The sequence below is a fragment of the Paraburkholderia sp. RL17-381-BIF-C genome, assembly GCF_046026435.1.
Classification (GTDB): domain Bacteria; phylum Pseudomonadota; class Gammaproteobacteria; order Burkholderiales; family Burkholderiaceae; genus Paraburkholderia.
The window spans coordinates 60,231-74,313 of the sequence record NZ_JARESX010000025.1 but is presented as its reverse complement, the minus strand read 5'-3'; the positions used below and the strand labels follow the sequence as shown (position 1 = coordinate 74,313).

General features: G+C 62.4%; 15 protein-coding genes. All 15 read left to right on the top strand.

What is annotated here, in order from left to right; all coding sequences use genetic code 11:
• Positions 1-14 precede the first annotated feature (14 nt).
• Positions 15-254, top strand: coding sequence for an acyl carrier protein (gene acpP / locus P0D70_RS17460; RefSeq protein ID WP_004197638.1), 240 nt, complete (start codon positions 15-17; stop codon positions 252-254).
• A 232-nt stretch (positions 255-486) separates the two neighbouring features.
• Complete coding sequence (gene fabF, locus P0D70_RS17455) at positions 487-1,725, top strand: beta-ketoacyl-ACP synthase II (protein ID WP_074285870.1); 1,239 nt, start codon at positions 487-489, stop codon at positions 1,723-1,725.
• Positions 1,726-1,742: 17 nt separating this feature from the next.
• Positions 1,743-2,225, top strand: a complete 483-nt coding sequence (locus P0D70_RS17450) for a hypothetical protein (protein ID WP_408185414.1) — start codon at positions 1,743-1,745, stop codon at positions 2,223-2,225.
• Positions 2,226-2,326: 101 nt separating this feature from the next.
• Entirely contained in the window at positions 2,327-2,926 is a 600-nt protein-coding gene (gene rpoE, locus P0D70_RS17445) for an RNA polymerase sigma factor RpoE (RefSeq protein ID WP_006051939.1), read from the top strand.
• A gap of 83 nt (positions 2,927-3,009) precedes the next feature.
• Entirely contained in the window at positions 3,010-3,642 is a 633-nt protein-coding gene (locus P0D70_RS17440) for a sigma-E factor negative regulatory protein (RefSeq protein WP_091792562.1), read from the top strand.
• Between the two features lie 4 nt (positions 3,643-3,646).
• A complete protein-coding gene (locus tag P0D70_RS17435; protein ID WP_091800186.1) occupies positions 3,647-4,690 on the top strand; it encodes a MucB/RseB C-terminal domain-containing protein in 1,044 nt (347 codons plus the stop codon).
• 35 nt (positions 4,691-4,725) lie between these two features.
• On the top strand, positions 4,726-6,243 hold the full coding sequence (locus P0D70_RS17430) for a DegQ family serine endoprotease (protein ID WP_408185413.1): 1,518 nt from the start codon (positions 4,726-4,728) through the stop codon (positions 6,241-6,243).
• Entirely contained in the window at positions 6,240-6,503 is a 264-nt protein-coding gene (locus P0D70_RS17425) for a glutaredoxin family protein (protein ID WP_408185412.1), read from the top strand. The genes P0D70_RS17430 and P0D70_RS17425 overlap by 4 nt, the downstream gene beginning before the upstream one ends.
• 262 nt (positions 6,504-6,765) lie before the next feature.
• Entirely contained in the window at positions 6,766-8,559 is a 1,794-nt protein-coding gene (lepA, locus tag P0D70_RS17420) for a translation elongation factor 4 (protein ID WP_091792565.1), read from the top strand.
• An 18-nt stretch (positions 8,560-8,577) separates the two neighbouring features.
• On the top strand, positions 8,578-9,471 hold the full coding sequence (gene lepB, locus P0D70_RS17415) for a signal peptidase I (protein WP_408185411.1): 894 nt from the start codon (positions 8,578-8,580) through the stop codon (positions 9,469-9,471).
• 174 nt (positions 9,472-9,645) lie between these two features.
• Entirely contained in the window at positions 9,646-10,959 is a 1,314-nt protein-coding gene (gene rnc / locus P0D70_RS17410; RefSeq protein WP_408185410.1) for a ribonuclease III, read from the top strand.
• A 54-nt stretch (positions 10,960-11,013) separates the two neighbouring features.
• Positions 11,014-11,913, top strand: a complete 900-nt coding sequence (gene era / locus P0D70_RS17405; RefSeq protein ID WP_408185409.1) for a GTPase Era — start codon at positions 11,014-11,016, stop codon at positions 11,911-11,913.
• Positions 11,900-12,820, top strand: a complete 921-nt coding sequence (gene recO, locus P0D70_RS17400) for a DNA repair protein RecO (RefSeq protein WP_408185408.1) — start codon at positions 11,900-11,902, stop codon at positions 12,818-12,820. Before era ends, recO begins: the two co-directional genes overlap by 14 nt.
• Positions 12,817-13,581, top strand: coding sequence for a pyridoxine 5'-phosphate synthase (gene pdxJ / locus P0D70_RS17395; protein ID WP_408185407.1), 765 nt, complete (start codon positions 12,817-12,819; stop codon positions 13,579-13,581). Before recO ends, pdxJ begins: the two co-directional genes overlap by 4 nt.
• 22 nt (positions 13,582-13,603) lie before the next feature.
• On the top strand, positions 13,604-14,035 hold the full coding sequence (acpS, locus tag P0D70_RS17390; protein WP_408185406.1) for a holo-ACP synthase: 432 nt from the start codon (positions 13,604-13,606) through the stop codon (positions 14,033-14,035).
• Positions 14,036-14,083: the final 48 nt, after the last annotated feature.

The following is a 14,083-nucleotide window of genomic DNA, read 5'->3' as shown; positions in this document are numbered from 1 at the left end:
CCCTTGGAGGGGTAATGGACAATATCGAACAGCGCGTCAAGAAGATCGTCGCAGAACAACTGGGCGTTGCAGAAGCTGAGATCAAGAACGAAGCTTCGTTCGTGAACGACCTCGGCGCCGACTCGCTCGACACCGTTGAACTCGTGATGGCCCTCGAAGACGAGTTCGGCATGGAAATTCCGGATGAAGAAGCCGAGAAGATCACCACCGTTCAGCAAGCGATCGACTACGCTCGCGCGAACGTCAAGGCCTAAGGTCATTCGCGCCCGCGTTTCTGCGTTGGCGGCGTATGACGCCCTGCCGTGTCGGTTGCCGACGCCAGCAGGGTTGGCGTTTTTTGCCACGCGTTTTGCCAAGCAGGAGCGAGCGATGTTGACTGCGCAATTTTTCGCGCGATTGCCGAGTTAAACAGCCACAGGGCATACAGGGCAGGTTCCTGTGGCCGCTGTGGCTTTTGCTTTTGTCATCTATGAAAAAGGGGTTACCGTGAGCCGCCGTCGTGTTGTTGTTACAGGCCTGGGGCTGATTTCGCCTGTTGGCAATAATGTTGCCGACGGCTGGGCCAATCTGGTCGCCGGCAAGTCGGGTATTGCCAATATCACGAAGTTCGATGCGTCGAACTTTTCGACTCGTTTTGCCGGCGAGGTGAAGGGCTTCAATATCGAGGACTACATCCCCGGTAAGGAAGCGCGCCACATGGATACATTCATCCATTACGGCGTGGCTGCAGGCATCCAGGCGATGCAGGACAGCGGCCTCGAAGTCACCGACGAGAATTCGGAGCGTATCGGTGTAGTGGTCGGTTCGGGCATCGGCGGCTTGCCGATGATCGAAGTGACGCAAACCGAACTACTCAATCGCGGCCCACGCCGTATTTCGCCGTTCTTCGTGCCGGCGTCGATCATCAACATGATTTCCGGCCACCTGTCGATCAAATTCGGCATCAAGGGACCGAATCTGGCTATCGTCACGGCCTGTACCACGGGCCTGCACTGTATCGGCGAGGCTTCGCGCCTGATCGAATACGGTGACGCCGACGTGATGATCGCCGGCGGCGCGGAATCGACTGTATCGCCGCTCGGTGTCGGCGGCTTTGCGGCGGCGCGTGCGCTGTCGCAACGCAATGACGATCCGGCAACGGCGAGCCGTCCGTGGGACAAGGACCGTGACGGGTTCGTGCTGGGCGAGGGTGCCGGCGTCATGGTGCTCGAAGAATACGAGCACGCGAAGGCACGCGGCGCGAAGATTTACGCCGAAGTCAGCGGCTATGGGATGAGCGGCGACGCTTATCACATGACTGCGCCGCTGGAAGACGGCGACGGCGCTCGCCGCTGCATGCTGGCCGCGATGAAGAACGCGGGTGTCAATGCCGACCAGGTGAATTACCTGAACGCGCACGGCACGTCCACCCCGCTCGGCGATCTGGCCGAAACCACCGGCATCAAGCGCGCTTTCGGCGATCACGCCAAAGACATGGTCGTGAATTCGACCAAGTCGATGACGGGGCACCTGCTGGGTGGCGCCGGCGGTCTGGAGTCGGTGTTCACCGTGCTGGCCGTGCATCATCAGGTGTCGCCGCCGACCATCAACATCTTCAACCAGGATCCGGCCTGCGATCTGGATTACTGCGCTAATACCGCGCGGGAAATGAAGATCGACGTCGCGCTGAAGAACTCGTTTGGGTTCGGCGGCACGAATGGCACGCTGGTCTTCAAGCGCGCCTGATCGCCTGATAGTTGGTGATGCGCCAGTCGACGGCGCCGGTTGTGCCGGCGCTTTCCCCTGAACCGGCAACGCCCGACGGAGCGCCGCAGCGGATTGCGCTGCGGCGCTCCGTTGCCATATGGGCTGCGCTGGCGGTGTTCATTCTGGCGGCGACGTCTGCCGTCTTCGCTTGCCTCGCGTCGCATCTGGGCGCCGGGCAGGCGGTTCCGTTGACGCTCGCGGTATGGGCGTGGCTCACGCTTTGCGCGCTCCGCTATGGGCGCGCGCAGCCCGTCGCGCTGAAAATCGGGGCGGACGGCTTGTCCGTTTGGGGCCGAACAGGCGCACTGCTGGCGCACGGACGTATTGCCGGCTGTTCGCAGTGGAGTGGTCGCCTGCTGATTCTGGCAGTCATGCCGGATCAGGGCGGCCCGCGCACGCTCCTGCTTGCCGCCGACACTCTCCCGGCACCCGTCTTCCGCGAACTGGCCGTACTGGGCCGGCGTGGCGCCGGCGCCTGACTGTAACGACTGTAACCGCTGTTACCGGCGTAACGTACCCAGTTGATGGGGACGCTACAATGGTGCCCCGCCATGCGCCCTATAGTTAACGGATTTATCAGGTGAGCGAAAAAGAAATTGATCAGGTGCTGGTCGAGCGCGTCCAGAAGGGCGACAAGGCCGCGTTCGAGCTTCTGGTCTCCAAATACCACCGCAAGATTCTCCGGCTGATCTCGCGCCTCGTGCGGGACCCCGCCGAGGTGGAAGACGTCGCCCAGGACGCCTTTATCAAGGCGTATCGGGCGCTGCCGCAATTTCGCGGGGAATCGGCTTTTTATACGTGGTTGTACCGGATTGCCGTCAACACGGCAAAGAACTACCTTGCGACCCAAGGGCGGCGCGCGCCGACCTCGACCGAAGCAGATGCTGAAGAAGCTGAAACTTTCTCGGACGCGGACCAACTAAGGGATATCAACACGCCTGAGTCGATGTTGATGAGCAAGCAGATCGCTGAGACGGTCAATGCTGCGATGGCGGTTTTACCGGAAGAGTTGCGCACCGCCATTACTCTTCGTGAAATTGAAGGTTTGAGCTATGAGGAAATCGCTGAGATGATGGGGTGCCCAATCGGCACGGTCAGATCACGAATCTTCCGCGCTCGCGAAGCCATTGCGGCAAAATTGCGTCCGTTACTTGACACACCTGAAGGCAAGCGCTGGTAAACCACCAGCCGGCCGGGCGGGGCGCGGGTGCAATATCTGGATTAGTGGTGTCACTACGAGGTATTTGTAAGATGGGGAGCATCATGGGGTCGGTCTCGATGCAATCGCAAGCCAGCTCGCGCAGCGAGCGCATGTCCGCTTTTGTCGACGGTGAGCTGGTCGGCGAAGAGCATCTGAATCTGGACGCGTTTCTTTCCGGGCTAGACGGCCAGGATCGCGCCGCCTGGTCGAGCTATCACCTGATCGGCGACGCTTTGCGTTCTGACGATCTGGCGGTGAGTCCGGCCGCGAGCAGCGCGTTCCTGAGCGGTTTTGCCGCGCGCTTCGACAACGAGCCGCACGTGCTGGCGCCCGCCGCCATGCCGGTTGCGCGTCGTTTGCTGGCGCTGCGCCGCCGTGTCGTGCCGGCCTTTGCCGTCGCGGCCGCTGCCGCCACGCTGACGTGGATCGTCGTGCCGCAACTGCAAGGCGTGCCGGGCGGCCCGGGCACGGCGCAACTCGCGTCGGTCCAGTCGCATGGCGATACGCTGCAACGCGTGGCCATGGCTTCGGTGCCGGCGGCTACCGTTCAGCCGATCGTACAAGACGCGAATATCATTCGTGACGCCAGTCTCGACCAGTATCTGGAAGCTCACCAGCAATTCGCGCAACAGCCGGTCATGCCGGGCTCGATGCCGCTGATTCGCGCTGCCGCCGTTTCTACGCAAGGCCAATAGTTTGATGCAGACTCCGCGGTTGAATAAAACGACTATCTGGGGGCGGCTGCCGGCATTTCTGTTCTGCGCAGCCGTGTTGTTGTCCGCTACACCGCGGGTCTTTGCGCAAACCGACGATCCGCTCGTCGCCCGTCGCACGGCCGCGGATCTGCTCGATCGCATCCATCAAGCCGCACAGCAGCAAAATTACGAGGGCGCATTCGTCTACCAACGCGGCAATTTCGTTCAAACGTCGCGGATCGCGCACTACGCGACCCGCGCGGATGGCGAATTCGAGCAGCTCGAGAGCCTCGACGGCAAGCCGCGCAAAATGCTGCGTCATAACGAGGAGCTCTACACGTTCGTGCCGGAGCGGCACCTGTGCGTCGTCGAGAAACGTCAGAACAAGGATTCGTTCCCGGCGCTACTGGCCGTGAGCGGCGAACAGGTGCTATCGGTCTACGAGCCCAAACTGCTGGGTGACGACCGCGTCGCGGGCGTCGACAGCCAGGTGATCGAGCTCGACCCGAAAGACGCCTATCGCTTTGCCTACAAGTTGTGGGCCGACAAGAAAACCGGCCTGCTGCTGCGTGCCCAGACACTCGACCCGAGCGGTCAGGTGCTCGAGCAACTGTCGTTTTCGCAGATTCGCATCGGCGTGCCGGTCGATAAGGCCGGCATCGTCAACGGTATTCGTAATACGGCGGGCTGGACCGTGGTGCGCCCGCCGGTCGAGCCGGTGGACATGGCCGCGCAAGGCTGGCAGATCACGCCGACCGTGCCGGGTTTCCGCAAGATTCGTGAACTACGCCGTCCCATGGCCGCGCGTGACGCCGGCCAGCCGACCATTCCAGTGGACCAGGCGGTGTTCTCCGACGGCCTCGCGGCCATTTCGGTGTTCGTCGAGCCGGTCGAGAACAACACGCGCAAGGAAGGCGCGGGCAGCAGCGGCGCGACGCACGTGCTCGTCAAGCGTCGCGGCGACTTCTGGATTACTCTGCTGGGTGAAGTGCCCCAGACCACATTGCAGCAATTCGCGGCTGCCATAGAATACAAAGCTCCGAAGTAACCCCCCGAATCCTGAATCCCTCGGCTTGCTACGATATGACGACTTTCTCGGTGCGCAAATTCCTCGCGGCCGCGGTAGTAGCGGCGTGTTTGCCGCTCGTGCCGCATACGGCGTCGGCGGCTCCCGCCGCCAATCTGCCCGACTTCACTGATCTGGTCGACAAAGTCGGCCCGGCGGTCGTCAACATCCGCACCACCACTCGCGTGTCCAGCAGCGGTGCCCGCAGCGGTTTGCCGCCGGGTATGGACGACGGCGACATGTCGGAGTTTTTCCGGCGCTTCTTTGGCATTCCGTTGCCGCAGTCACCGCAATCGCCGGGTTCGCCGGGGGCGCCCCGCGGCGGTGATAACGGCGGCAGTGGCGGCAGCCAGGACACGCCGGATAGCAGCGATCCCGAGCAGAACAGCGGCGTGGGCTCGGGCTTTATCCTGTCGGCGGACGGCTACGTGATGACAAACGCGCACGTCATCGACGACGCGGACACCATTTATGTCACGCTCACCGACAAGCGCGAATTCAAGGCAAAGCTGATCGGCGTGGACGATCGCACCGACGTCGCCGTCGTCAAAATCAGCGCCGCCAATCTGCCGACCATCACGATCGGCGACTCGAACAAGGTTCGCGTCGGCGAGTGGGTGGTCGCGATCGGCTCGCCGTTCGGGCTCGAGAACACGGTGACGGCCGGTATTGTCAGCGCCAAGGGGCGCGATACGGGCGACTATCTGCCGTTCATCCAGACCGACGTGGCCGTCAACCCAGGCAACTCGGGCGGTCCGCTGATCAACATGCAGGGCGAGGTGATCGGCATCAATTCGCAGATTTACAGCCGCACCGGCGGTTTCATGGGCATTTCGTTCGCGATTCCGATCGACGAGGCGATGCGCGTGGCCGATCAGTTGAAGGCCTCGGGCAAGGTGGTGCGCGGCCGGATTGCGGTGGCGATCGGCGAAGTGACCAAAGACGTCGCCGAATCGCTTGGTCTGCCGAAGGCGCAGGGCGCGCTGGTCAGCAGCGTCGAGCCGGGCGGCCCGGCGGATAAGGCGGGTGTGCAGCCGGGCGATATCATCCTGAAATTCAACGGCCATTCGGTCGACACGGCAACCGACCTGCCACGCATGGTTGGCGACACGAAGCCGGGTACGAAGTCGACGATCACGATCTGGCGCAAGGGCCAGACGCGCGATCTGCCGGTGACGATCGCCGAGATGCAGCCGGATAAGGCAACCAAGGCGGATCAGAAGAAGCCGCAGCCGCCCAAACAGCGCGCCACGAACGTGCTGGGTGTGGCGGTCAGCGATATCCCTGCCGAGCAGTTGAAGGCGCTGAAGCTGCACAGCGGCGTGCAGATCGACGCCGTGGACGGTCCCGCAGCGCGCGTGGGCCTGCAAAAGGGCGACATCATTCTGCGGGTGGGCGATACCGACATCACGAGCGCAAAGCAGTTCGACGACGTGAGTTCGCATCTCGATTCGCAGAAGATGGTCGCGCTGCTGGTTCGCCGCGGCGAGAACACGCAGTTCGTGCCGGTCCGCCCGCGCAGCGCGCAGAAATGACAAAGACGGCGCTGCTCACGCTCTACGGGCGCGCGTGGTGCCATCTTTGCGATGACATGCGTGCCGCGCTCGCGCCCTTGCTGGCCGAATTCGGCGCGCAGGTCGAAATTGTCGACGTCGACGCGGATCCCTTGCTGGAAGCCCGTTACAACGAACTGGTGCCAGTTCTGGTCTGTGACGGCGTCGAGCTGTGTCACTATCACCTCGACGTAGCGCGGGTTCGCGCCGCTCTCGCCATGCGGGTCGCGGCGGCCTCCTGAGTTTTCGCAAGGGGTTCTGAGTGCGGCATCGACGCCGCGCTGCTCACACCGAGTTTCACGTCTTTCCTGTCAACCCGAGTGGGCGCCGCAGCGCCGTGCTCTGGTCCCATGCAACAGGGTTGCCGAGCTGTCTTTTCCGCCTGAGCTTCGCAAGATGCGCCGGGCGACGGCCTTTTCGGCTAAAATAGATAGGTTTTTCACCTACTTACAAGGCGTGCTCCGCTATTGTCCGAGCGCGCCTTTTTTGCTTGATCGGCACTGAATGGATCATATTCGTAACTTCTCGATCATTGCGCACATCGACCATGGCAAGTCGACGCTCGCCGATCGCATCATCCAGATTTGCGGCGGCCTGTCCGACCGCGAGATGGAATCTCAAGTGCTCGATTCGATGGATCTCGAACGCGAGCGCGGCATCACCATCAAGGCACAGACCGCCGCACTGACGTACAAGGCCCGTGACGGGCAGGTCTACAACCTGAACATGATTGACACGCCGGGCCACGTCGACTTCTCGTACGAAGTCAGCCGCTCGCTGTCCGCATGCGAAGGCGCGTTGCTGGTCGTCGACGCGAGCCAGGGCGTGGAAGCGCAAACCGTGGCGAACTGCTACACGGCGATCGAGCTCGGCGTGGACGTGATTCCGGTGCTCAACAAGATCGATCTGCCGGCGGCGAACCCCGAAAATGCGATCGCCGAAATCGAAGACGTGATCGGCATCGACGCAACCGACGCCACGCATTGCAGCGCAAAGACGGGCCTCGGCGTGGAAGACGTGCTCGAAGCACTGATCGCCAAAGTGCCGCCGCCCAAGGGCGATCCGGAAGCGCCGCTGCAAGCGCTGATCATCGACTCGTGGTTCGACAACTATGTCGGCGTTGTGATGCTGGTGCGTATCGTCAACGGCACGCTGCGTCCCAAGGACAAGATCCGCATGATGGCGACCGGCGCGCAGTATCCGGTCGAGCACATCGGCGTGTTCACGCCGAAGTCGAAGAATCTCGAATCGCTGTCGGCCGGGCAGGTGGGCTTCATCATCGCCGGCATCAAGGAATTGGCTGCTGCGAAGGTGGGCGACACCGTCACGCTGGTGAACCGTCCGGCCGCCGAGCCGCTGCCCGGATTCAAGGAGGTCAAGCCGCAGGTGTTCGCCGGCCTCTATCCGGTCGAAGCCAACCAGTACGACGCGTTGCGTGATTCGCTCGAAAAGCTGAAGCTCAACGACGCCTCGCTGATGTACGAGCCGGAAGTGTCGCAGGCGCTCGGCTTCGGTTTCCGTTGCGGCTTCCTCGGCCTGCTGCATATGGAGATCGTGCAGGAACGTCTCGAGCGCGAATTCGACATGGACCTGATCACCACGGCGCCGACCGTGGTGTACGAAGTCCTGCAGCGCGACGGCACGATTCTCATGGTCGAGAATCCGGCCAAGATGCCGGAGCCGTCGAAGATCGAAGAGGTGCGCGAACCGATCGTCACCGTGAATCTGTACATGCCGCAAGACTACGTCGGCTCGGTGATCACGCTGTGCACGCAAAAGCGCGGCACGCAGATCAACATGCAGTATCACGGCCGTCAGGTGCAGTTGACCTACGAAATTCCGATGGGCGAAGTCGTGCTCGATTTCTTCGATCGTCTGAAGTCGATTTCGCGCGGCTATGCGTCGATGGATTACGAGTTCAAGGAATATCGCGCGGCAGACGTGGTGAAGGTCGACATGCTGATCAACGGCGACAAGGTCGACGCGCTGTCGGTCATCGTGCACCGTTCGCAAAGCCAGTATCGCGGCCGCGAAGTCGCGGCGAAAATGCGTGAACTGATTCCGCGTCAAATGTACGACGTGGCGATTCAGGCCACGATCGGCGCGAACATCATTGCGCGCGAAAACATTAAAGCGTTGCGTAAGAACGTGCTGGCAAAATGCTACGGCGGCGACATTTCACGTAAAAAGAAGCTGCTGGAAAAGCAAAAGGCAGGCAAGAAGCGAATGAAGCAAGTGGGATCGGTCGAGATTCCGCAAGAGGCTTTCCTCGCTATCCTGCGTGTCGAAGACAAATAAGACGAACAACGGAACCCTATGAATTTTGCGCTGATTCTTTTTGTGCTCGTCATTTTGACGGGCGTCGCATGGGTCGCAGACAAACTGGTTTTCATGCCGCAACGGCGCCGCGCGGCGGAAGCCGCGGTCGCCGAGTTCGACCGCCAGCAGGCACGCGTCGGCGAGCGTTTCGCCGACGAGAACGCGGCGCAAACGCGCGCCCGTTTGCGTGACGACAAGTTGCGCCAACCGTGGTGGCTCGAATATTCGGCGAGCTTTTTCCCGGTAATTCTGGTGGTTTTCGTGGTGCGCTCGTTCGTGGTCGAGCCGTTCAAGATTCCGTCGGGTTCGATGGTGCCGACGCTGCTGGTGGGCGACTTCATTCTCGTCAATAAATTCGACTACGGCATCCGTCTGCCGATCACCAACACGAAGATCACCGCAGGCCGTCCGCTCCAACGCGGCGACGTGGTGGTGTTCCGCTACCCGAAAGACGAATCCGTCGACTACATCAAGCGCGTGATCGGTCTGCCTGGCGACACGGTCGCGTATCAGGACAAGCAGCTCACGATCAACGGCAAGCCGGTGCCGGAAACGCCGCTGCCCGATTACCTCGACGACGAACGCATGGGTTACGCGAAGCAGTTCGAAGAAGATCTCGATGGCCGCAAGAACGCAATCCTGAACAATCCTGCGGTGCCGCCGTTCATCGTCGGCGCGGAAGATTATCCGTATCGCGACAACTGCACGTACAACGCGCGCGGTGTGATCTGCAAGGTACCGCCGGGCAACTACTTCATGATGGGCGACAACCGCGACAACAGCGCGGATAGCCGTTACTGGGGTTTTGCGCCGGACAACAATGTAGTCGGACGCGCGTTTTTTATCTGGATGAACTTCAGCAATCTGAAACGCATCGGCTCATTCAACTGAGTTCGTGTGCGTTCATTGCACGACACGCCGCGCGGTTGGCCTTTACACAGGTCACGCAGCCGCGGCGTGTTATCACGCTACTTTAAGATTCCGCGGTAACGTCGCTTCACCACGCTTTTTCCGCTGGCCGCCCCGCGTTTTCGCCGGGTCAGGCGCCCGCGTTATACTCTGCCCATGCCCCTATCTCCGTTGGAAAGCCGTCTGCGCTATGAATTTCGCAATGCGGAATTGTTGCGCCAGGCTTTAACGCACCGCAGTCACAGTTCCACGCATAACGAACGGCTCGAGTTTCTTGGCGATTCCGTTCTAAATTGCGCGGTGGCTGCGCTTTTGTTCCAACGTTTCAGCAAGCTGGACGAGGGCGACCTGTCGCGCGTCCGGGCCAATCTGGTCAAACAGCAGTCGCTTTACGAAATCGCTCAGGCCCTCAATATTTCCGAAGGCTTGCGGCTGGGCGAAGGCGAGTTGCGCAGCGGTGGCTTCCGCCGGCCCTCCATCCTTGCTGACACGCTCGAAGCCGTGCTGGGCGCGGTGTTCCTCGACGGCGGCTTCGAGGCCGCCCAGACGGTCATCAAACGTCTTTACGTGCCGATTCTCGATCACATCGACCCGCGCACACTCGGCAAGGACGCCAAGACGTTGCTCCAGGAATATCTGCAAGGTCACAAGATCGCGCTGCCGACGTACACCGTCGTCGCTACTCATGGTGCGGCGCACAATCAGCAGTTCGAAGTCGAATGCACGGTGCCGAAGCTGGAAGTGAAAGTGTCCGGTTCCGGCGCGAGCCGGCGCGCGGCGGAGCAGGCGGCGGCCAAGAAGGCACTCGACGAAGTGATGGCCGCGGCGCCCGCCATGGTCGCTAAACCCAAGCGCTCGAAAAGCGCCCGCGCGGCGAAGCATGTCGAGCCGGAGATCGTGCCCGGCGTGACCGGCGTGCAAGCCGCGCTGGATTTGCGCAGCCCGGATCGCAAGAGCGAGCGCGCAGCCGGGCGCGGCGAGGCCCGCGGAGCGGCGGCCACTGCGGAGCCGGCAGCCGAACGCCCTACGCTGACAGCCGCAGCCGCGCCGTTGGCGGTGATTCGCGCCGCGCACGTGGAGTACAGCGGACAGGACAAAGCCGAGCGCGCGGAGAAGGCGGAGAAGACGGCCGCTCACGCGGGCGACAAGTCCACAGATAAAGCCGCAGCGGAAAAAGCCTCAGAAAGGCTCGACACCAAGGCCGCTGACGCGAAACTCGCCGAAGCCAAACCGGAAGCCAAGCCCGCCGAAGCCAAACCCGCCGAAGCCAAACCCGCCGAGGCCAAACCGGACGCAAAACCAGAAGCCAGGCCGGACGCCGCTGCGGTCCGCAGTGTCGACAAACACCGCGGCCGCGAGACGACACCCGGTCCCGCCGTGCCCGCGCCGAGCGCAGCGGCGGCACCGACCGAACACGAACCCGGCGTAGCCGACGCGGTGCAAACGCGCGTCGCCGACGCGGGCCATTGATTGCCATCGGCGCGCCATTCCTGCGTGTCGATCTGAACTTGCCGTAGCCCGAATATGAACGCTCCCACTCCCACTGGTTTTCGCTGCGGCATGGTCGCGATCGTCGGCCGCCCCAACGTCGGCAAGTCCACGCTGATGAACGCGCTGGTCGGCCAGAAAGTCAGTATCACGTCGCGCAAGGCGCAGACCACGCGCCATCGCATCACGGGCATCCATACGCTCGAAGACGCGCAGTACATTTTCGTCGACACGCCGGGTTTTCAGACCAAGCACAGCGGCGCGCTGAACCGTTCGCTCAATCGCGCGGTCACGTCCACGCTGACTTCGGTGGATGCGATCCTGTTCGTGATCGAAGCCGGCCGCTTCGGCCCGGACGACCAGAAAGTGCTCGACCTGATTCCGCCGTCGGTGCCCACGCTGCTGATCGCGAACAAGCTCGATCGCGTGTCGGATAAAGACTCGCTGTTCCCGTTCATGCAGCAGGTCAGCACGCTGCACAAGTTTGCCGAGATCGTGCCGCTGTCGGCGAAAAATATCGACGACATCAAACGTTTGATGGCGACCGTCAAGCCGTTCCTGCCGGAAGGCGCGCCGATCTACGGCGAAGACGACCTGACCGATCGCAGCGAGCGTTTCCTCGCCGCGGAAATTCTGCGTGAAAAAGTGTTTCGCTGGACCGGCGACGAACTGCCGTACACGAGCACCGTGCTGATCGACAAGTTCGAAACGGAAGGGCGCCTGCGCCGCATTTTCGCGACCATCATGGTCGAACGCGATACGCACAAGGCGATGATCATCGGCCAGAAGGGCGCCAAGCTGAAGCAGATCAGCACCGAAGCACGCCTCGACATGGAAAAGCTGTTCGACGGTCCGGTGTATCTGGAAACCTTCATCAAGGTGAAGAGCGGCTGGGCCGACAACGAAGCCGGACTTCGTGCGTATGGGTACGAATGACGCGTGGATGACGCTGAATTCCGACGCTGATCCGGACGACTCGGAGCCGGCCGCGCCGGCACGCGATTTGTCCCAACCCGCGTCCAAACCCGCTCGTAGCACCAGAAAAACGTCATCGACCAAAAGCGCCCAGGGCGCCGAAGGCGAACCACGCAAAGCGCCGCCTCGCCGCGCACCGCGCACCTCTGCATCCGAGTACCGGATCGCGGAGCAACCCGCATTCGTTCTCCACAGCTATCCGTATCGCGAGACCAGTCTGATCATCGACGTGCTCTCGCGCGATCACGGTCGTCTCGCGCTCGTCGCGAAGGGCGCGAAGCGTCCGCACTCCGCGCTGCGCGGCGTGTTGCAGACCTTCCAGCCGCTCGCGCTGTCATGGTCGGGCAAATCCGAAGTTCGCACGCTGACCGGCGCCGAATGGGTCGGCGGCATGTTGCCGCTGGCCGGTGACGCGCTGCTGTGCGGCTTCTACGTCAACGAACTGCTGGTCAAGTTTTGTGCGCGCGAAGACCCGCATCCGCAACTGTTCCATCACTACGTCGTCACAATGACGCGTCTCGCACACGACGAACCGCCCGTGCAGGTGCTCCGTTCGTTCGAGCGCGTGCTGCTGCGCGAAACCGGCTACGCGATGGCGTTGGATCGCACCGTCGCGCGCAAGGCGGTGCGGGCCGACGGCCGCTACGTGTTCGACCCGGAGCGCGGCGTGCGCGAAGCTTCCGACGATCTGCCCGCGCAATGGCCCGTGATCGGCGGACAAACCTTGCTCGACATGGAGCAGGACGATTACCATCGAGCGCAGACCGTGGCGCAAAGCAAGACGCTGATGCGCTTTCTGCTCAACACTTACCTTGGCGGCACGCCGCTCGCGACGCGCCAGATCCTGATCGACTTGCAGAACTTATGAGCTTCTTTCTTACGTCGCCGAATGTGATTGACCTGGGCGTGAACATCGATCACGTCGCCACGCTGCGCAACGCACGCGGCACTTCCTACCCCGATCCGATCCGCGCCGCGCTGATGGCCGAAGAGGCCGGCGCGGACGTCATCACGCTGCATCTGCGCGAAGACCGCCGTCATATCGTCGATGCCGACGTGCGCAAGCTGCGCCCGCTCCTGAAAACGCGCATGAATCTCGAATGCGCGGTCACGCAGGAAATGCTCGATATCGCGTGTGAAGTGCAGCCGCACGACGTTTGCCTCGTGCCGGAAAAACGCCAGGAGTTGACGACGGAAGGCGGGCTCGACGTCGCCGGCCAGTTCGAAGCCGTGCGCGCCGCTTGCAGGCAGCTCGCAGAAGCGAACTCGCGGGTGTCGCTCTTCATCGATCCGGACGAAACGCAGATTCGTGCCGCGCATGAAGCCGGCGCCCCGGTGATCGAATTGCATACCGGCCGTTACGCCGAAGCCCACGATCCCGCCGAGCAGCAGCACGAATTCGAGCGCGTGGTGCGCGCCGTCGAATTCGGCGCGACGCTCGGCATCAAGGTCAACGCGGGCCACGGTCTGCACTACACGAACGTCCAGCAGATTGCCGCGATCGAGGGCATCGTTGAGTTGAACATCGGCCACGCGATCGTCGCGCATGCGATCTTCGCCGGCTGGGACAATGCGGTGCGCGAGATGAAGGCGATCATGGTCGCCGCGCGTCTCGGCGCGCGCTCCTGATGCAACCTGAGGGGCCCCGCGCATGACGATCTACGGCATCGGTACAGACATCGTTCAGGTCAGCCGCGTGGCCGCGGTCATGACGCGCACCAACGGCCGCTTCGCCGAAAAGGTGCTCGGGCCGGACGAACTGCGCGTCTATCACGCGCGGCACGCCCGCTCGGCGGCGCGCGGTCTCGCGTTTCTCGCCACCCGGTTCTCTGCGAAAGAAGCGTTCTCGAAAGCGATCGGCCTCGGCATGCGCTGGCCGATGACGTGGCGCGCGCTGCAAACGCTCAACAAGCCGAGCGGCGAACCGATGGTGGTCGCATCCGGTGAGCTGGCCGAATGGCTCGACGCGCGCGGTATCACGGCGCGCGTCACGATCAGCGACGAGCGTGATTACGCGGTGTCGTTCGTGATCGCGGAAACACGGGAAGCCACGCAAGCAGCGGCACCCGGCGCCGCCGAATAAAAAATACTTTGAACGCGGCGCACGCCGGCCGCGTCTTCCTTTGTTCCA

Bases quoted from the DNA above. Each gene is read 5' to 3' on its own strand.
- rnc (WP_408185410.1), top strand. From the start codon at position 9,646: ATGCCCCTATCTCCGTTGGAAAGCCGTCTGCGCTATGAATTTCGCAAT.
- lepB (WP_408185411.1), top strand. From the start codon at position 8,578: ATGAATTTTGCGCTGATTCTTTTTGTGCTCGTCATTTTGACGGGCGTC.
- P0D70_RS17440 (WP_091792562.1), top strand. From the start codon at position 3,010: ATGGGGTCGGTCTCGATGCAATCGCAAGCCAGCTCGCGCAGCGAGCGC.
- acpS (WP_408185406.1), top strand. From the start codon at position 13,604: ATGACGATCTACGGCATCGGTACAGACATCGTTCAGGTCAGCCGCGTG.
- era (WP_408185409.1), top strand. From the start codon at position 11,014: ATGAACGCTCCCACTCCCACTGGTTTTCGCTGCGGCATGGTCGCGATC.
- P0D70_RS17425 (WP_408185412.1), top strand. From the start codon at position 6,240: ATGACAAAGACGGCGCTGCTCACGCTCTACGGGCGCGCGTGGTGCCAT.
- P0D70_RS17450 (WP_408185414.1), top strand. From the start codon at position 1,743: ATGCGCCAGTCGACGGCGCCGGTTGTGCCGGCGCTTTCCCCTGAACCG.
- P0D70_RS17435 (WP_091800186.1), top strand. From the start codon at position 3,647: ATGCAGACTCCGCGGTTGAATAAAACGACTATCTGGGGGCGGCTGCCG.
- pdxJ (WP_408185407.1), top strand. From the start codon at position 12,817: ATGAGCTTCTTTCTTACGTCGCCGAATGTGATTGACCTGGGCGTGAAC.
- lepA (WP_091792565.1), top strand. From the start codon at position 6,766: ATGGATCATATTCGTAACTTCTCGATCATTGCGCACATCGACCATGGC.
- P0D70_RS17430 (WP_408185413.1), top strand. From the start codon at position 4,726: ATGACGACTTTCTCGGTGCGCAAATTCCTCGCGGCCGCGGTAGTAGCG.
- recO (WP_408185408.1), top strand. From the start codon at position 11,900: ATGGGTACGAATGACGCGTGGATGACGCTGAATTCCGACGCTGATCCG.
- acpP (WP_004197638.1), top strand. From the start codon at position 15: ATGGACAATATCGAACAGCGCGTCAAGAAGATCGTCGCAGAACAACTG.